Annotated in this window: 12 protein-coding genes and 1 pseudogene; 5 read left to right on the top strand and 8 right to left on the bottom strand. The window is 62.4% G+C overall.

Annotation, left to right across the window (positions count from 1 at the left end):
* Positions 1 to 1,868: thiol-activated cytolysin family protein (locus AC1DBQ_RS07880; RefSeq protein WP_476927977.1), on the top strand; the 1,868-nt coding region annotated here is incomplete at its 5' end.
* A gap of 429 nt (positions 1,869 to 2,297) precedes the next feature.
* Here the strand turns inward: AC1DBQ_RS07880 and AC1DBQ_RS07885 are convergent.
* Positions 2,298 to 3,380 carry an IPT/TIG domain-containing protein gene (locus AC1DBQ_RS07885; RefSeq protein WP_476927978.1) on the bottom strand — a complete coding sequence of 361 codons (1,083 nt, stop codon included), beginning with the start codon at positions 3,378 to 3,380 and terminating at the stop codon, positions 2,298 to 2,300.
* A gap of 1,260 nt (positions 3,381 to 4,640) precedes the next feature.
* Between AC1DBQ_RS07885 and AC1DBQ_RS07890 the strand changes: the two genes are divergently transcribed.
* Positions 4,641 to 6,755, top strand: coding sequence for a caspase family protein (locus AC1DBQ_RS07890; RefSeq protein ID WP_476927979.1), 2,115 nt, complete (start codon positions 4,641 to 4,643; stop codon positions 6,753 to 6,755).
* Between the two features lie 138 nt (positions 6,756 to 6,893).
* Complete coding sequence (locus tag AC1DBQ_RS07895) at positions 6,894 to 7,586, top strand: hypothetical protein (protein WP_476927980.1); 693 nt, start codon at positions 6,894 to 6,896, stop codon at positions 7,584 to 7,586.
* 431 nt (positions 7,587 to 8,017) lie between these two features.
* Here AC1DBQ_RS07895 and AC1DBQ_RS07900 read toward each other — a convergent pair whose 3' ends face one another.
* Positions 8,018 to 8,995, bottom strand: coding sequence for a hypothetical protein (locus tag AC1DBQ_RS07900; RefSeq protein WP_476927981.1), 978 nt, complete (start codon positions 8,993 to 8,995; stop codon positions 8,018 to 8,020).
* 606 nt (positions 8,996 to 9,601) lie between these two features.
* On the opposite strand from AC1DBQ_RS07900, the gene AC1DBQ_RS07905 reads away from it, so the two are divergent.
* Positions 9,602 to 12,664 carry a putative Ig domain-containing protein gene (locus tag AC1DBQ_RS07905; RefSeq protein WP_476927982.1) on the top strand — a complete coding sequence of 1,021 codons (3,063 nt, stop codon included), beginning with the start codon at positions 9,602 to 9,604 and terminating at the stop codon, positions 12,662 to 12,664.
* A 205-nt stretch (positions 12,665 to 12,869) separates the two neighbouring features.
* Here AC1DBQ_RS07905 and AC1DBQ_RS07910 read toward each other — a convergent pair.
* Positions 12,870 to 14,056, bottom strand: a protein-coding gene (locus tag AC1DBQ_RS07910; RefSeq protein WP_476927983.1) for an IS3 family transposase whose coding sequence is annotated in 2 segments (ribosomal slippage) — positions 12,870 to 13,801 and positions 13,801 to 14,056 — 1,188 coding nt in all. Because the reading frame shifts where the segments join, the coding sequence is not laid out codon by codon here.
* A 263-nt stretch (positions 14,057 to 14,319) separates the two neighbouring features.
* Between AC1DBQ_RS07910 and AC1DBQ_RS07915 the strand changes: the two genes are divergently transcribed.
* Positions 14,320 to 14,877: a hypothetical protein gene (locus tag AC1DBQ_RS07915; RefSeq protein ID WP_476927999.1), complete on the top strand. Its 558-nt coding sequence runs from the start codon at positions 14,320 to 14,322 to the stop codon at positions 14,875 to 14,877.
* A 59-nt stretch (positions 14,878 to 14,936) separates the two neighbouring features.
* On the opposite strand, the pseudogene AC1DBQ_RS07920 reads toward AC1DBQ_RS07915, so the two are convergent.
* The 5 genes and pseudogenes from AC1DBQ_RS07920 to AC1DBQ_RS07940 form a co-directional block, all read right to left on the bottom strand.
* Positions 14,937 to 15,060, bottom strand: a pseudogene (locus tag AC1DBQ_RS07920) (ATP-binding protein); the annotation flags it as partial.
* A 78-nt stretch (positions 15,061 to 15,138) separates the two neighbouring features.
* Positions 15,139 to 16,767 carry a YifB family Mg chelatase-like AAA ATPase gene (locus AC1DBQ_RS07925; protein ID WP_476927984.1) on the bottom strand — a complete coding sequence of 543 codons (1,629 nt, stop codon included), beginning with the start codon at positions 16,765 to 16,767 and terminating at the stop codon, positions 15,139 to 15,141.
* A complete protein-coding gene (locus AC1DBQ_RS07930) occupies positions 16,768 to 17,124 on the bottom strand; it encodes a YraN family protein (protein ID WP_476927985.1) in 357 nt (118 codons plus the stop codon).
* Positions 17,125 to 17,275: 151 nt separating this feature from the next.
* The gene (locus tag AC1DBQ_RS07935) at positions 17,276 to 17,602 is read right to left on the bottom strand and encodes a DUF2469 domain-containing protein (protein WP_476927986.1); all 327 of its coding nucleotides are present in this window, start codon (positions 17,600 to 17,602) and stop codon (positions 17,276 to 17,278) included.
* Between the two features lie 92 nt (positions 17,603 to 17,694).
* Entirely contained in the window at positions 17,695 to 18,360 is a 666-nt protein-coding gene (locus tag AC1DBQ_RS07940; protein ID WP_476927987.1) for a ribonuclease HII, read from the bottom strand.
* Positions 18,361 to 18,362 lie beyond the last annotated feature (2 nt).

Raw genomic sequence — 18,362 nt, forward strand, 5'->3', positions numbered from 1 at the left:
CCGACAAACTGACCCCGGGAAAAAAATTAGGAATCGATGAAACACTCGAATCGCCTAATGGCCGCTTTACCCTGATACTTCAGAGCGACGGTAATTTGGTGCTCTATCACGACGGTATCGCTGCCGGCAACGCCTATTGGGCATCCGAAACTGAATGGGGGCCGGCGGATCAGCATCCGACGAGCCTGACGTTTCAGGGTGACGCCCAGATGGTTCTGACGGACAAGAACGACATACTTCGATGGTCCTCCGGGACATGGGGACCATTCGAGGACCCATTCCTGATAATGCAAGACAACGGGAACCTTGTCATCTACGACAAGTACAGTCAGCCAATCTGGGCGTCCGGAGTCGACGGTGGACTTTGGGCCGTTCCCGCGCGCGGGTACGTTGCCGAGACAGGGATTAATTTCACAGCAGACGCCTGCGGCAGGCTTCCGCAGATCGTGTCCGGGACGACGGACATCGGCACGCCAACCACAAGCTCAGTGGATGTCTCCGGGGTTGCGTACCAGATCATCGAACAGCGGCGCAGGCTAGTCAACGACGTGGTCGAGCACGCGTTTCTTCAGGACCTTGCTCAGCTTGGTGTGTGGCCAGGACAGCCGATCCAGGGAAAGGGATTGCTTTCTGGAGATGTGGCGCCCATCGGACCCTTTCACCGGCAGCCCGGTGTCATCACCATCACCACGGACCTTATAACAAACAACCCCGTGAGCCAGAGCCAGGAAATTGCTGAACCCACGCTCGCCAGCATCACCCAAGCACGTAGCGACTTGCTCCATCAGCTGAATCCGTCTGATTCCCCCGGTATCGTGAAGGCTTCGTATGAGAGCGCCTCGACGTACAAGGAGATGGGCGTTAAAGCAGGCTTATCCGTTTCGGGTGCAACGTTTGGAGCGGACGCGAACGCCACATTGAACCAGACGCACAGGAAAAGCACTGTGGTTGGGACGCTCCGGAACATCTTCTATAACGTCACCTTTGCGCCGAAACAGGCAGGCGCAAAAGGCTTCTGGCAGTCTGATGTCACGCCCGATAGCCTGCGGGCCTACTGCGGTTCCGGGAACCCGCCGATGTTCATCGACAGCGTCCAATACGGCAGATTCATATGCGTGACCGCAACGGGAGCATACGCCAGCACCGACCTCACTGCAGCATTGAAAGGACACTACGACGGGACCGTCAAGGTCGGCGGAAGCGTGGACGTCACATTCAAGGAAATCTTGCAGAACTCGGACATCCAGATCTACACGTCGGGCGTGCCGGGGCACTCTCAATTCCAAAATATTAGCGACATTGACGACCTTGCGAACGTATATCAGAGTGGTCTGAAGTTCACCTTGGACAACCCCGGGGCACCCATCTCATTCACGTGCCGCCACATAGCCGACAGCACCCTCGGTCATGTAGGACTGGTGGCCGAGTATGTTCAGCCTTTGAGCGCTGCCGGTGTCGATGTGAACGACGCCCGGTTCTGGGTCATCGATGGCCCTGGAGGCGGCGCCGTAAACACGCACATACGGGTCAACCCCGGGGACACATTGACATTATCCGGCTCCGGAGCGTTCTGGAACGGAATCGTCTTCTCGGGCGATACGACTCCCGCCGGATGGAAGGGCCATAAGGCGAATGCAAACGCTCCAGTGCCGTCCGCGACAGCGTTTTGCCTGGTCGCGAAAACCGGTAACGCCAATTGGTTTGCCTGCGAGGATGGCGTCTTTGAAGGCGCGATGGGCCCAGAGGCGCGAGGAACACTGTTGCTGAACGGCAATGACAACATCATGGACAATGGCGACGGCCGACATTGGACAGTCCGAGTGGACGTCAAACGGGCGAACGCGGGCGCCGCGGGAATCTACGTCTAGGCCTGAAGGCCAACAGAAGTGAGACACCCACCCGTACTCCATCACGAATTTGGATGAAGCGGGACGGTATCTGGTGCTTCCTCGCGGTCTCGGCTGGAAAGTCCTGTCCGGACCTGTGCGCTGGCGGATCAACGGGCTGATTGGGGAGTTGTGCCTTCACGGCCCCCGTCAGAAGGAGCAGCATCGTGGAGTAAGGCTGACACACATAATTTAGAGCAGGTGAGCGATCCATGGCTAGGCACCAGGCCTCCGACAGGAAATCCCGCCATGCGGCGGGCCGGAAGGACAGGTTTGCCGCCCGTTGGGAGAAGCCTGCCGTGTGGCTGGCAGTAGCCGCCGCGGGAGTCGCTATTACCAACGTTCTCGTTCCCCGGTTTAGTCAGGGACTCGACCAGATTATGCAGCAAATCTCCCTTTGGCTGTGCATATTCACCCCTGGTAGGCGAAGGCTACCCCCTCGCTGGTTGCGTCCGCCGAGGCGACCGTTACCCACACTGAACCGCTCGTCAGCGGATCCGGTGCGGTGGCCGTGATCTGGGTGTCATCATCGATTGACCAACTGTCCGCCCACACGTCCCCGAAGGACACTCCCGTGGCCGCGTTGAACCCGGACCCCGTCAGCACGACCTGCGAGCCACCGGCCCCCGCATCCGGGTCCACGCTCAAAAGGGAGGGAGCCCGCGTCGATGCGTCCTGGTATGCGAAGGCTACCCCCTCGCTGGTTGCGTCCACCGAGGCGACCGTTACCCACACTGAACCGCTCGTCAGCGGATCCGGTACGGTGGCCGTGATCTGGGTGTCATCATCGATTGACCAACTGTCCGCCCACACGTCCCCGAAGGACACTCCGGTGGCCCCGTTGAACCCGGACCCCGTCAGCACGACCTGCGAGCCACCGACCCCCGCATCCGGATTTACAGACTCGAGCTGGAGCAGCTGCGGCGTTGCCATCTGATGCTGCACTCTGGGAATGACCTCGTTGACTAGCTGGTGGATGCGTGTGTCCCCTGGGCACACCTTCCCCTGCGCCTTCGACCACTTCTCTCCCCCGGCGACCCGCCAAGGGTCAATCCCTTGCCGGTGGTAGCCGATTCCCCGGCGCCCGGGTGCACTGTCCGCGATCAGATCGGGTGGAATGGAGTACTCCCGGCAGCACCAGACGATGATGTCGACGATCGAGTCGAGCTGGGCCGGGGACCAGGGATTTGACTCTTTCCCACCGTCGCTTGTCTCGATGCTAATGAGACGGGCGTTGCCCTGAAGGTTGGCATCGGCCTGAAAATCCGTGTCCACCCACTGATATACCACGCCGTCATTCCCCGGATCATCCGCCGGACCGCCGACGCCAAAGTGTGACTCCGTGCCTGCCCAGCCATTGTTTCGGAACAATGACTCGGTGCCGGCCAGAAACCCAGCCATTGTGTGCACACAAACAATGTCGTGCGCGGTCATACGAACCCCAGGATCTCCCGCGGCGAGAGGCCGCCATTGTGCTGACGGGTAAAGTGCCATGATGAATCCTCCATTGCTATCGAGGCGAACTCGCCGAATATGTTAGCTGGATCGCTAGTTCCGGTTGATGAATCTCTTGTCTCCGGCGGATCGGTTCGAGTCCGCGTCGACCTCCGGGCCTGTAGCGGACTATGCCGGCGACATGGGCATTGACTTGGCATCCACGCGGTCTAGGCGCGATTTGCTCCTTTATGCATTGGGCCTGCTTCTCTCATACACTTTTCGGAGTTCCTCGTCCATCGCTACGGCTAAGTTGCCACACGTAGACCAGGGTCACGGGTCCGCACCATCGGCGGCCCGTTGACTCCCCCGCTGCGGAGGGTCACGCTCCTCAGTTCGAAGCGTTCGGAAAGTCTCTGTCACAGGTCGGCCGCGGCGTCGAAAGTGGGGTGCGTGTGAACCGAGTTGGCGTTTCGCTTTTATTTGGCGTCCTTCCCAGTTTGGGTGGCGGGCGTCGCGATGCCTGAATCGCCGGGGTTGGCGGCTGCTGCGCCCGGATGACCTCGTAGTCGTAATCGTCAGGTACTCCAGTTTGCGGGCGGCTGAGGACGCTAAGCGCCCGGAGTGCATTGGTCCTCCCTGGCCCGCCGTACTGCCGCGCTTGCTCGCGGCCAGGGTTCTTTCCGCGGGACTCGAAATTGAAAGATGCCCTACTCGTCGCATACATGGTCCTCACACCTGCGGGGTTGCTGAAGTGGGCGACGGTGGTCCCGTGTTGTCCTCGCAACGCCCTTCCGAAGGCCGCCTTGCGGACCCTCTGACGTCGGCATTGCCTCGCCGGTGCGGAGTGAGATCGAACTTCCGTTCCGATTGTTTCTTCCCCTTGTGGCGCGGGCGCCTGGGGCGCCATTCACCTTGCACGGACGCACGTTGCTATGTCGGTTCATCTTGGTAGCCGCCACACACCGCGTAAATCAGATCATTGTGGCTGGCCGCTACACGCGAATTATTGGACTGGAAAGCCGACGTAATTGCCCGGCACCGGACGTGTGATGCATCGCAGTCTGCTCGCGTGCGTCTGTGGAGTCAAGGGCGTTCGGTTCTTCACAAAAAATGCCCGCTTAGCAAACCACCCGAGAGCGTCAGCAACTGGGCCGGAGCGCCTTTCTATGAGTCAACAATGCCCTATTGACACGGCCATGAATTGGGGCCAGCATGGCTGCCAACCAATTAACGTGGTTGAGCATTGGAATGGCATGTTGAAATGCCTCAGCAATCCTAATTGTCATCCGTGAGGCCGCACGCGCACAGGGGAATGGCATGACATCTTATCCGGTGATTTCCTCCACCTCCCGCAGTTCCGGTCTTTCGTCTGACCAGCTTCTGGCCCTCAAACCCCATGTGATCGACCTGCAGCGGGGCGTCTTTTCAACGGACGGTGAATACAGCACCGGCGAGGAAGACGTTGACGCCATCTTCGACACTTATCTGCCTGATTTCATCCGGGATCATGGCGGAGTAGGTGTGCCCCTTGTGATCTGGGCTCATGGCGGCCTGGTAAATGAGGGCGACGGCTTGAGGATCGCCAACGATCAGGTTGGCTGGTGGAAGTCCAACGGAGCCTACCCCGTGCATTTTGTTTGGGAATCCGGACTCGCCGCGGCGCTCATGGATGCGGTGTCCGGTGTGATCGCTCGTGGTGGCAGGGGGTTGTTCGAGGACATCAAGGACCGCGCCATAGAACTGGCCCTGCATTACGGCCCGGGCCAGGCGGTCTGGGGAGACATGAAGGACGGTGCCAGGAAAGCCTCCGAGCCCGGTGGAGGGGCGCTCTATTTTGCCGCCAGGCTCGCCAGGTTCTGTGCGGCGAACCCGGGTGCGATCACCCTCCATGCCATCGGCCACAGCGCCGGATCCATCTTCCACTCCTACCTCGTACCTGCCGCGGTCAAGGCGGGGGTGCCGTCATTTGACACGGTGAACCTCCTGGCTCCGGCTGTGCGCTCGGACCTGTTCAAACAGAACATCATGCCGCTGATCGGTACCGGCATCACGAGACTGTCGATGTTCACGATGGACAGGCGGACCGAACTCCAGGACACATGCCTGGGTGTCTACGGGAAATCCCTGCTTTACCTGATCAGGGCCGCCCTCGAGCCGGAAGAGTTCTGCCCGATTCTTGGGCTCGAGGAGTGCGTCCGCGCCGACGGCGCCCTCAACGCACTGTTCAGCACCCCGCCGAGCCCCACGGAGGCCGATGTCGTCTGGTCCCCGACAACCTCCGGAGCACCCACGGACCTCAGCGGGGCAACGTCACACGGCGGCTTCGACGGTGACCAGCTAACGATGGACAGCCTCGCCCGCCGGGTGACCGGCCAGCCGGACGTTGTGCCTTACCCCGCCGGGCGCGGGCTGCCACCGGATCTATGGACGCTTCCCGCCACAGGAATGCTGCCGTCAGCGCCCGTGCCGGCAAGGCACCGGCGGGCACTGTGCATCGGTATCAACGACTATCCCAGTGCTCTGCGGCTCTCCGGCTGCGTGGCCGATGCCGATGCATGGGGCAGCCAGTTCACGGCACTCGGCTACGAAGTGGAGAAGCTGACCGATCAGGACGCCACCCGTCAAAACATCTTGGAAAAAGTGCTGGCCCTGGTCTCGGAAAGCCGGGCTGGCGACGTCATCGCCATCCAGTACTCCGGTCACGGGACCTATGTGCCGGACCTGACCGGCGACGACGACACGCCCGGATGGCCTTATGAGCAGGCGATCTGCCCCGCCGATTTCCAGGCCGGAAACCTGATCATTGACGACGACCTGGGGGCCATCTTTGATCTGATTCCCGACGGCGTCAACGTCACCTGCTTTTTTGATTCCTGCCACTCCGGGGAGTCCACCCGATCTGCTCCCCCGGTGACCGAAGCAGCGCTGGCACGGCTCGGCGCATCAGCCGTCGGGCAGGGACGTCGTCCCCGCTTCATGTACCCGACGGATGAAATGGTGGCAGCGTACAAGGCCCAGCGGGGCGATCCATCGACGCCGGGGAAACGCACGACCATGCGCGAAGTACTCTTCAGCGCCTGCGGGCCGCAGGAGGTTGCTTACGAAACCGGAGGTCACGGCGATTTCACGGCCGCGGCAAATGTCCTGGTCGTCGGTTGCGCCGGGACCGTCAGCAACGGCCGTTTTCAACAGCAGGTACTGGACAAGTTCAGGGACCAACCGCGGCAGAATCCCGAAATGGACGCCTCGGACGTCTCGATCGCCCGCACCTTCCTGGGCGCCCTGGCGCGAGCACCCCGACCGGGCAACGGCAGTCAGGCCGCCGCCGGAGTCGCTGATCAGCCAACGCCGGAGGCCTCGACTGCCGAGGCCCGGGCACGCTCCGCGGCCAGATTCCTGCGGGCCACGGCCGACTTCATTGAAGGCGGCTAAACCGAATTGTTGCATTTCAAACCGGGGAATCGCGGCACCCCGGAAAACAGCGAAATCGTTTGTCACACACGTTCCTCGGAGATTGAAATGGCGAATCAGCCACCAGCAAAAGCGTCGAGGCCTCGCCCAGGGACCAGCTTGACTGTCGAGCGCGACCGGCTCGCTCAGTGGGTCTTAGCACTGAGCGGGGTGGGAATTGTTCTCATCAGCCTATTCGCCCTAGTTCTCGCTACGGATAGGGCGGAAATGGCGCGCTTGGTGTTTACCTCGGTCCTTCCCCTCTTGGGCACATGGGTCGGCACAGTCTTGGCATTCTACTTCGCGCGGGAGAACCTCAGAACAGCTACAGCAAACACAGCGCAGCTTCTTGGCCTGAACGCGAACGCACACCTGGTGGCGGATGCGATGCTGCCGAGAGCCCGCATGGTCGTCGCCTCCGTTCCGGCAGGAGCGACGATCGATGACGTCAAACTTGTCGATATCTACAATCGGATAACCTCTGCAGGCGTGATGCGCCTGCCAATTCTTGACAACTCAGATGTCGTTCACTATATCGTGCATAAGTCAACGCTTGATGCTTTTGCCGCCGCACGGAAAATCGACCCATTAGCCTTCGGAGATCTGACGATGCAGACCCTCTCGTCGGATCCCGAATTGGGGAAACTCGTGAAATCGATGGGATTTATCGGTCCCAAAGCACTCCTCAGCGATGCCCAACGAGAGATCCGCGAGATCTCGAACTGCAATGACGTCTTCGTGACCACGAGCGGCAAGAACTCGGACCCAGTAATCGGCTGGCTCACGAACACGGACCTAGCGGGTCAGGCCTAGCCGTTGGGACAGTGCCCTGCCGCTGATCGATGGAGGCACAGGGTCCGGCGGAAGATCCTCATCCAGCCCCCGCAGGGCCCGCTGCTTACGGCGTCGGACGGAACTACCGAGAACGAGCCGCGACTCAAGTGCACACGTCGCCGCCCACTGGGTGTCCACGCCAAGAACGGGAGGGATCTCCTACGCGCCCGTCCATCCCAGCGCGACGAACCTCAACACCCGGCCCGAACGCCCCCAGGAAATTCTCCGCGTCAAGAGGGATGCAGCGCGGAAGATTCAGCAAACACAGTGCCGGCAGGCGTAGCGACCCCGGAGACTCACAAGGTCTGTGATGCCACAGGGCATTTAGGGTTCGCCCAAGCCCTGAAGGCCATCTGCTGGTCGCGGCGGTGTGGCGTTGCAGATGTGTCGCCCCTCTTCCGACAAGGGGTTTAGGAAGTGTGGCGTTGTGCCCGCATCATTTGTGCGGTAGCGCCTGACCTGAGCATTCCTGCAAGGTACTCGGCGTCCGATGAAAGGCGCCGGACAATCTCATCCAACCAGTCGATGAGGACGCGGTTGTCCTCGTCCAGGATGTACTCCAACTGCCAGCTGCCAGCGTCGGCGAGCCACCGGCCCGTGTCCGGGTTAGTGCTGTTGATCCGGAGTATGAGGCTCGGGGCATCGTAACCGGAGGCACCCAACTGCCGCAGATTTGGATCGAAAAGTAGGCATGGTTCCTCTGACGTCAGGACGAGGTGGCCAGTGTCTTTTCCCCCGGGGCGGTAGTTCTCCGCGTTCGCGCGTGCTTCGTGCGAGAGTTGCCCCGTGGCCCGCGGCCCCATAACGGCCCACGTTTCTGTCCGCACATGACGGGCGAAGAGAGAGACCGGCCGAACCCGGAGCTGGTAACCAAGAAGACGCGCCGTTTCTTGGAGCAAGGCAGCCGCCTCGACACACCTTGCGTTCGTGCCGAAAACGTCACCCACGGCCACGACGGCTTCTAGCAGAACGCCTAACGGTGCACGCAGCAAGTCCTGGGCCTCGTTGCGGGGGTTGTCTGCCCGTTCAACAGAAGCACAGCCCGCGGCGTATCCCGCTGTCGATACCGCCTCACGGGAGGCATTGCCTTCGGCATTTATGGCTGCCCATACCTCCTCAGCCGACGCATCGCCTGCGGCGTACCCCACTTCCCATGCCTCCCCAGCGGCACGCAGAACAAACTTGACCATTGCGGCCTGGACCATTTCTCGGGCTGAAGACAAAGCTGGTCCTCTCGTCTTTTCGGATTCTTCGGTCATGAGCTTCCCTTCGATAGGCTGCGGATCATGCGGCAGCTCCGGAAACTGTACACGAATTTGACAGACGCATACCGAAGTGATATGGGGCATATCGTTAAGCGGACCGAAGAACAGATCTGTGGTAAACAAGGGCTTTTCGCGTCAGCGCCGCCCGACTACCGCGTCCAGACCCTCGAGTCGAGATGAGTTGCTGTTTGACTTTCCCCACGCGGCTGGCACCATTCCCGCTTCGCGATGGCCTCCCTGGTAGCCATCACGGAAAACCAGCGCGCCGCTGCGATCACCGTGGTCGCCCTTTGGCAAAGGAGGAGCACACACCTCCTCGGAGATCGCCGATTTCTTCAAGGTCGCCCGAAGCACGGTGTAGCGGACCTTCCGATTAACTCAAAAACCGCTTACGGTTCGGCCAACGAATCCAGGCTGAGGACTCATAGTGCCCGCTTCTGTAAGTCGACTCATCCGACGTTCCACGGGCAGATGCAGAATCCTTTCTCAGCGCGGACAGCCACGATGACAACGAGTTCTCGGCGCACACCCGGCCGTCCCATGGCTGAGCGCACTTCGTCAAAAGCGGTAGGCGGTCCTAGTGCACGCGTGCCGTGCATTGGATAAGCAAGTAGCCAATACTCGTGGCCCGCAGGCGATGACTGCATAGAATTCGGCGAAGTCCGTGTGCAGTTATCAGACGCCGGATGCGCGGTCCGCTCGTGGCCGCTCGTGAGGGGAGAGTCGCCCGTGCCTGCTCGAAATCGCGTTCAGCCTGTTGCCGTTGCCATATGCGTCTTCCTATTTTTGTCAACTTTTGCTGGGGGCCCGGCCAATGCGGCAGTAAGTTCCCAATTGTCTCCAGAAGCCACAAAGGCCTCAAAGCCCTCCAGCGAAGACCCCGACCGGCCGAACCAGAAGCATCTTGTCGTACAAGACAAAGACCTACACGACGGCGTCGCCGGGACCCCATATCTGGAAGAGCTTACGGCCAAGGGAGGCACCCCACCCCTGACTTGGACCGCAACCGGGCTTCCCCAAGGAATCACCATGTCCACCGACGGCATCCTCTCCGGAACGCCAGTCAAACTAGGCACCAGCCAGATCGCCCTCACTGTGATTGACTCTGCCGGCCGCCGCGCTTCCGTCTCCCGACGGCTCAAGGTCCCCAAAACACTCCCCGCTGCATGTATCGACTCGCCTTGTGCAGTGCTGACCCCCTCCGCGAGAACAGTCCAAGTTCCCGGAACCAAGATCGTTGGAATCACGCGGAACGCAACGACGGGCGCACTGGCCACTGTAACGCTCACCGGAATCACCGTCGCTGGAGGCGCAGTCCTTGTCCTTGCACCGACGCCTGCAATCGAGTCGGGAGCCGTTGTCTACGTCCAAACCGTCTCAGCCAACCCCGACGGCACGTCGACAGCGTCTGTAACTCCAACGACTCCCGCTGATGCATTCACGGCCGGTACGGTCAAGACCAGCGAATCTAACGCCACAACCACCATAGCGCCCGCATCCGCACCCCCACCGGCCTTCAGCATTGCTCCGGCATCAGCCGCAGTCAATGTTGCAGCATCGAATGCGGTGCCAAATCAGCTAGCCAGCCCCCAGAGATCCGCATTAGCGACGCCCTCGCCAACGATGAAATGCGAGGAGACGAAGGTCGAACCTGACCTGACGGCAGGACTGACGGCTATCTGGAAGCACCCAATTGCCGGCGCCGGAGGCGTATACGTCGGAACCGGTGGGCTTAGCCTATTTCAGGTCGACCTGGACACTGTCATAACCCTCAAGCTAGGAATTTTGTCGGAACAAAAAGACACTTGCACCCTAACCCTGCCGGAGGTGAAGCGCCTAGTACCCGCGGGCGAGCTTGGCGCCGTGGTCATAGCCGAACAGCCCAAATTCTCGGTATCTGTTTCCAGCAAAGTCGACATTACCGCATCGGTCACCCTGCACTGCTCGACGGAGTACCGATGGGAGTCGGGCGCCGAGACCCGGCTGTCATATTGCCGAACAACCTACGAACCTCTACAGATCAGAAGCGACACCGGGGTAGATACCGTACTCACCGGTACAGTTGATGTCCGAGTGAGCCTGGACGACATCGTTGGTATCACAGGGCAATTCACTGCTAGCCTCCACGCGGGCTATCACCCGACCACCCACCCGGTCGCAGTCCTCGACTTCACCGCCGCCGCCCAGCTGGGTGCCTGTCTGGATTGCTTCTTTCACGGTTCCCCCGCCCATGTCACGATCGTCAAGAAGACCTTCTTCCAAAACAAAATACTCGCCTCATGGGACACGGCCCCCCCGCCGCCGCCCGGGCCGCTGCAAATCACCACCACCTCTTTGCCAACCGGAACCGTCGGACAGCCGTACCGTGCAGTCTTAAACGCCACGGGCGGGACGGCGCCGTACGCCTGGACCGTCAACAACGGGCAACTACCCGTAGGCCTCGTCCTTGACCGGCTCACTGGTATCATCACCGGCACCCCAACTAGCCCCGGAACGTCCACGATCATTGCCGGCGTCAAGGACACCGCAGGCATGACCGCCGCGTTCACAGCCACCGTGACGATCCAACCGAGCGCAACGGGTCTTACCGGCGTCCAAAAGGTCGCCACGGACAGCTACACCGTGTACGCGGTAACGACAAATGGAGCAGTATGGGACTGGGGCCAGAATGACAAAGGTCAGCTCGGGAACGGCACCGCCACCAGCACTAATGCAACCCTGCCCATGGAAGTCGCAGGCTTAACCGGCGTCAAAGACATCAGCACCGACTACTGGTCGACACTCGCGTTGAAGAGCGATGGGACGGTATGGGCCTGGGGATTCAACTCCAAGGGACAGCTTGGGAACGGCACGACCACGAACTCGTCCGTGCCTGTGCAGGTTACGGGACTGACGGGTGTTCAGAGTATAGTCGCCCACTTCTACTCGGCCTATGCGCTGAAGAGCGATGGGACGGTATGGGGGTGGGGCATGAATGGAGTGGGTCAGCTAGGGAACGGCACGAGGTCGGACTCGTCCGTGCCCGTACAGGTCCCGGGTCTCGCCGGCGTCCAAAAAATCACTGCCGACGGCAACACAGTGACTGCGCTGAAGACCGATGGGACCGTTTGGGACTGGGGCCTGAACTTCGAGGGTAATCTCGGAAACGGTACCACCATCGCCTCGTCAGTGCCTGTGCAAGTAACCGGCCTAACTGGAGTCCGGGACATAACCCCTGACATCTTGTCTACGTTCGCGGTCAAGGCCGACGGGACAGTATGGGCCTGGGGGTCCAATAACACCGGCCAGCTCGGAGACGGCACCACGGCTAACGCAACCGTACCCGTTCAAGTCACGGGCCTCGACGGAGTCCAAAATGTCTCCGCCAGTGGCAGCGCGGTATTTGCCCTCAAGACAGATGGGACGGTCAGGGCTTGGGGGGGAAACTTCTCTGGCCAGCTAGGGAACACGACGACCGCCGATTCGACCATACCTGTGCAAGTTGCGGGTCTGTCCGGTGTCCAAAGCGTTAGCGGCTCCGACCTTGATTCGGTTCTTGCGGTGAAAACCGACGGGACGCTATGGACCTGGGGCGACAACCGGTTCGGCGAACTCGGTAACGGCACGACCACAAACTCGGCCGTACCAATGGAGGTCCCGACCCTTACCGGTGTCCAAAGCGCTGCTGCCGCCCCCTTCCAGGCGTTTGCCATCACGTCCGCTGGAAACGTATGGGCCTGGGGCGACAACCGGTTAGGTCTGCTAGGTAACGGCACGACGGCCAGCTCGGCTGTACCTGTGAGGGTAGGTTGAGGGGAGATGACAGCCGAAGGGACATGTCGCACAGCGTCCATTTCACATGCCTAAGAAGGAGACACCGGCCAGTCGCGCTGGCTCTCCAGCAATAATAGCCTCGCTTGCTGAATGCCAATACCCTGCAGGTCGCCGCCACTGGGACACCGTCGGCGGCAACATCTGGGCTGCTTAGGAGTTTTCGGACAGCGGATTAGTGGTTTTTCTACGCTGCCGTGGCCGGCTGCTGGTAACTATAGTGGACTTCATTCGGCCGCTGGTAGTTGAGCGCTGAGTGGCGTCTGCGGCTGTTGTAGAAGCCCTCGATGTAGCGGATGATGTCCTTGCGGGCGCGTTCCTTCGTGGCGTACGTCGTCCGGTACACCCGCTCGTTTTTTAGGGCCGAGAAGAAAGTCTCGGCTTGGCTGTTGTCCCAGCAGATCCCGGTTTTACCCATGGACGAACGCATGCCCAGCCCGGTGACCAGGGCCCGGAAAGAGGCCGAGGTATAAACGCTTCCACGGTCCGAATGCCAGATCGCGTCGGGCTCGATCCGGGTCGTTGCCGCGGCATTGGACAGGGCCCGTTCCACGAGCTCGGAGCGCATGTGGTCCTCGATCGCCCATCCGACGACCTTCTTCGAATAGCAGTCGATGACGGTAGCCAGATAGATAAACCCCTGCCACGTGTGCACATAGGTGATGTCCCCGACGAACTTGATGCCGGGACGAGCAGCAGTGAAGTCGCGCTTCACCAGATCCGGCATTGCCCCGGCCGCTTCGGCGTCGGCGACAGTCGTGGTCCTGAAGGGTCGTGGCTGGCACGGTACCAGGGCCTCTTGCCGCATGATCTGGCGCACCAGCTCCGGGGAACATTCGATGCCCTCACCGGCCAGGTCCGCGTGGACCCGGCGGTATCCATAGGTCCCGTCCGATTCCTTGAAGAAATGCCGCACACGGGCGGCCAGCGCCTGTCTGCGGGCCGCGGTGGCCGATACCGGGCGGGATCGCCAGTGGTAGAACCCTGAGCGGGAGACCTCCAGCCACTGGCACATCCTCAGCACCGCCGGCGCTTTCGGCGTTGCCGTGTAGGAGTCGATGAATTCATACTTCGCCACTACCGTGGCTCCCTTGCGAAGTATGCGGCCGCTTTTTTTAGGAACGCGGCCTCCGCCTTCAGTTCCTGGTTTTCACGTTCCAGTTCCTTGAGCCGGGCACGTTCGGAGACGTTCAGCTCCGGCTCCGTCTCGGCGCCGCCATGTGCTTCCTTGTACTTCTTCAGCCAATTACGCAACGTCTCGGCACCCACGCCGTATTCGGTGGCGACCGTCTTGATCGGCTTGGACGAGTCGATGACTTCGCGGCACAGTTCATCCTTGAATTCCTGAGTGAACCTGCGACGGGTTGATGACATTCTGGTGATTCCTCATTCCGGTAGTCCCCATCTTTTCACGGGGCACCACTGTCCGAAATCTCCGGAGCAGCCCAATCCGTGACCAGTGGGGAGACCTGTTGAGGGAGTAGGAAGGCACAGAATCTAAATCCTCTTGCTCCAGCAAGCCTGCCTCTGTCCATTGCCCATTGCAGCCCTTATACTCGTCTTCCAATCTGTTGGTGCAGAGCATCGGAGCAACAATGGCCCAGCCCCAGTCAGCGCCTGCACGAAGCAGAGGTCGTATGCGCACGTCGGAAAGAGTCGCTTGGATTGGCGTGATCGGATTAGCTGTTAGCTCTCTCATCCAGTGGCATCCGTGGGACCACGGACAAGAGGCGGCGGCCGACAAAGGAATCGCAGCAGCCAAGGACGTCCTGCTTGTAACTTCGATTAATCCCACTGAATACACGATGGGGACCGATCAGTTGGAAGTGCCGCTTAATGGCAAGTTGCTTAAGCCTATACCGAGTGGCAGGGAGATTTGGGCAGCAGTTCGCAAGCGCGTGGCGCAAGACGACACCGGCAGTATGCAGCAACCTGGCCTTGCCTACACGCCAGTCTGCAGCGTGGACGAGCGCGCTTTGACCTTCGATTGCGGCCAAATCCAGCTGGGCCCAGATACTCCCGAAGCAGGCTCGTACTTTGTGTACGTAGGGTTGGCCGACTCTGCTGCCGAGAAGCAATTAGTCGGAATTGAAGTTGAACAAAAAAGCCCATCGCCCATATGGAGCCACCCTGCTCCTAACGGCCTAGATACTGGGACCACCATACGTGTTACCCGTCCGCCGAAGTCGCCTTGAGCTGGGCGCTTTCGCATGGGATTCGCGTTGACACTAGGTGAGGAGGGTCCTAGATTTGACGCTTCGTCCAGGAAGAGCGCTCCGCGGTGCGCCCGGGGACGCGGCAGCCCCGACCCGCCGCCGATGATGGCTACCGCAGTCGCTGGTGTGGTGCGGGTTCTCGTAGGGCGGCCGGCGCAGCAGCTGAACGGAGCGCGAGGGCATCGAGACACCGCCTGTGCCTCATCCCTCGATGGCTGAGGCGAGACGCCCCTTGAATGCTCATACGGCACGGGGTTCAGCAGCTGGTGGGATTTCTACTTTCTGACTTGGAGGCATGGCGTGATAGGAGATGACGCTGGCGCCCTGTCCGCCACCATCAAGCTGGATGCCTGAACCTCGCGATGAACTGGGATGCCTTGGTGAGGCGGGACCAGACATCTGCAAATCGGCTGTACAGCGCAGGCGCAGCACGCGGTCGTAGCCGCGGGCTGTGAGGACGCCGCGTTCCAGGGCGTAGTCCAGGACGCGCGTGGTGGGTGCACTAAGCCGCAGGGCTCCGCGCAGCAGCCGTCCCGGCACCTGCGCGTTCGTTTCCAGCCCAAAGGGCAGCAGCCGCTCCAGCTGACGGGCCCGGGCTGCGCGGACGCGCTCTGCGATGCTCGCGGTGCCTTCCTCGGCCGCGGGCTGGCCGAAACCGGCGAGCGAGACGCGCTCCACTTCGAGCTGGATGTCCACCCTGTCCAGCAACGGGCCGGAGAGCCGGGCCTGGTAGCGGCGGCGCATGGTGGGTGTGCAGACGCAGTCCACCCCCTTCCCGGTCGCCTTGCCGCAGGGACACGGGTTGGCCGCGAGGACCAGCTGGAACCGGGCGGGATAGGCCGCGGCCCCGGCCGAGCGGTGGATGACAAGCTCGCCGCTTTCCAGCGGCTGCCGCAGGGCGTCCAGGACGCCGCGGTCGTACTCGGGGGCCTCGTCAAGGAAGAGCACTCCGCGGTGCGCGCGGGACGCTGCCCCGGGGCGCGGCAGCCCTGACCCGCCACCGATGATGGCCACCGCCGTCGCGGTGTGGTGCGGGTTCTCGTAGGGCGGCCGGCGCAGCAGCTGCACGGAGCCCGAGGGCAGCGAGCACAGGGAGTGAATGGCGGTCACCTCCATGGCCTCGGTGTCGCCCAGGTCCGGCAGGAGGCCGGGCAGCCGCTCGGCCAGCATGGTCTTCCCGGCACCGGGCGGCCCCGTCAGCAGAAGGTGGTGGGCACCCGCGGCAGCCACTTCCAGGGCACGGCGCGCCGCGGCCTGCCCGGAGACATCGCACATGTCCGGCGCCAGCGCGGGACCGGTGCCGGGATCGGGGCTGTCGGCGTCCTCGGGCTCGGGCTCGAAGTCCAGGGCGAGGTCCTGCGGATCCGCGCCGCAGTCGAAGGCGAGTCGGGCCAGCGTGGCGTAGCCGCGGACCCGTGCGCCCGGGACGAGTTCGGCCTCGGCCACGTTGGCCCGGGCCACCACGACCTCCGGGTAGCCGGCCCGCACCGCGGCCATCACCGCCGGAAGGATGCCCCGCACGGGCCGCAGACGGCCGTCCAGGCCGAGCTCGGCGATGAAGACGGTGCGGCCGGTGGACCGGATGTCATTCGCCGCCAGCAGGACGGCCATGGCAATGGCGAGGTCGAAGCCCGAGCCGCGCTTGGGCAGGGAAGCCGGGATCAGGTTGGCCGTAATTTTCCGGCGGCTCAGCGGGATTCCCGAGTTCTGGGCCGCGGAGCGGATCCGTTCCTTGGCCTCGTTGAGCGAGGCGTCCGGCAGTCCCAGGATCACGAACGCCGGCAGGGTCTGGCCGATGTCGGCCTCGACCTCCACGATGTAGCCGTTGAGGCCCACCAGGGCGACCGAATAGCTCCGGCCCAGCCCCACCTACCTCACACCCTTGAGGTGCTCGACGGCGGGCTCGCCGGTGCCGTCGTCGATCACGGCGATTACGTCCACGCGGCAGGGCGGCGAGCCCAGCCCCTGGGCACGGCACCAAGCCGACGCCAGGCGGTGGAGCCGGGCCAGCTTGTCCGCGCCGACTGCCTCGAAGGGATGGCCGTACGCGAGGGATTTGCGGGTTTTCACCTCGGCTATGACCAGGGCGTCGCCGTCGAGCGCGACAATGTCGATCTCGCCCTCAGGGCAGCGCCAGTTGCGCTCCAGCACTCGCATACCGAGCGATGCAAGATACCCGGCGGCGAGGTCCTCCCCGCGCCGGCCCAGCACATCCTTAGCTCTCATGCCTCCAGCGTGCAGCGCCGCCGGGGACGACCACAGAGCACACTTGGGCTATGTGGAAACCCTCAAGGAAGTCCCCCCTACGCGGGCCTCTGTGGAGGAAGAGTCGCGCAAATCCAGCGGCCACCGGCTGCCGCGAAAGATTCCGCGGGGATCAGTTGCCGAGGTCCTCGACCTTGGGCAGGGCCAGGTCCTCGCTGCGCGGCAGTTCCTCGACGTTGACGTCCTTGAACGTGATGACGCGGACGCTCTTGACGAACCGGGCGGAGCGGTAAACGTCCCACACCCAGGCGTCCTGCAGTGTGAGGTCGAAGTAGACCTCGCCGTCGGCGCTGCGGGCCTGCAAGTCTACGTGGTTGGCAAGGTAGAAACGCCGCTCGGTCTCGACCACATAGCTGAACAGCCCGACGACGTCGCGGTATTCGCGGTAGAGCTGTAGCTCCATGTCGGTTTCATAGTTTTCAAGGTCCTCGGCACTCATGGTTCCATCTTGCACCATCCGGTGCCGGCCGCGCGCCACAAGTCCGGTCCGCGCCAGCCGTCGCGATAGGACCGGAGTGCGGCCGCGGCACGCTAGAGCAGCTGCCAGCTGACCCGGTGGTAGGGCGTGGGACCGGCGGCACGGAGCGCTTCCTTGTGCGCGGCGGTACCGTAGCCCTTGTTCTCGTCCCAGCCGTAGCCCGGGTATTCGAGGTGCAGCTCGCTCATCATCCGGTCCCGCTCCACCTTGGCAAGAATGCTGGCCGCGGCGACGCTGAGGCACTGCATATCGGCTTTCACCAGCGTGTGCACCGGGGCGTCACAGCCGGGGTCGGCGGGAGCCTCGTCAAACAGAGAGGGCTGGAGATCAGGCGAGAGCCAGTTGTGGCTGCCGTCGAGCAGGACGACCTCCGGCCGGACGCCGGCGGCGAGGACGGCGCACCAGGCGCGGTTGCCGGCCAACCGGAGGGCGCCGATGATACCGAGCTCGTCGATCTCGTTCGCGGACGCGTGTCCGACGGCGGACGCGACGCTCCAGTCCCGGACCACCGGCACCAGCCGCTCCCGGTCCGCGACCTTGAGCAGCTTGCTGTCCCGGACATCGGCCAGGAGTTTCTGCCGTTGCAGGTCCACGACGGCGATCCCCACACTGACGGGGCCGGCGAGGGCACCGCGGCCGACCTCGTCGATGCCCGCGAGCAGCCGCGCGCCGGAGCGGCGGAAGCGGCGTTCGTAGTCGAGGGTGGGGGCGTCGGACATGG

It is taken from the genome of Arthrobacter sp. 10T413_2 (genome assembly GCF_056394205.1).

Bases quoted from the DNA above. Each gene is read 5' to 3' on its own strand.
- AC1DBQ_RS07885 (WP_476927978.1), bottom strand. From the start codon at position 3,380: ATGGCACTTTACCCGTCAGCACAATGGCGGCCTCTCGCCGCGGGAGAT.
- AC1DBQ_RS07890 (WP_476927979.1), top strand. From the start codon at position 4,641: ATGACATCTTATCCGGTGATTTCCTCCACCTCCCGCAGTTCCGGTCTT.
- AC1DBQ_RS07915 (WP_476927999.1), top strand. From the start codon at position 14,320: ATGCGCACGTCGGAAAGAGTCGCTTGGATTGGCGTGATCGGATTAGCT.
- AC1DBQ_RS07930 (WP_476927985.1), bottom strand. From the start codon at position 17,124: ATGAGAGCTAAGGATGTGCTGGGCCGGCGCGGGGAGGACCTCGCCGCC.
- AC1DBQ_RS07935 (WP_476927986.1), bottom strand. From the start codon at position 17,602: ATGAGTGCCGAGGACCTTGAAAACTATGAAACCGACATGGAGCTACAG.
- AC1DBQ_RS07940 (WP_476927987.1), bottom strand. From the start codon at position 18,360: ATGTCCGACGCCCCCACCCTCGACTACGAACGCCGCTTCCGCCGCTCC.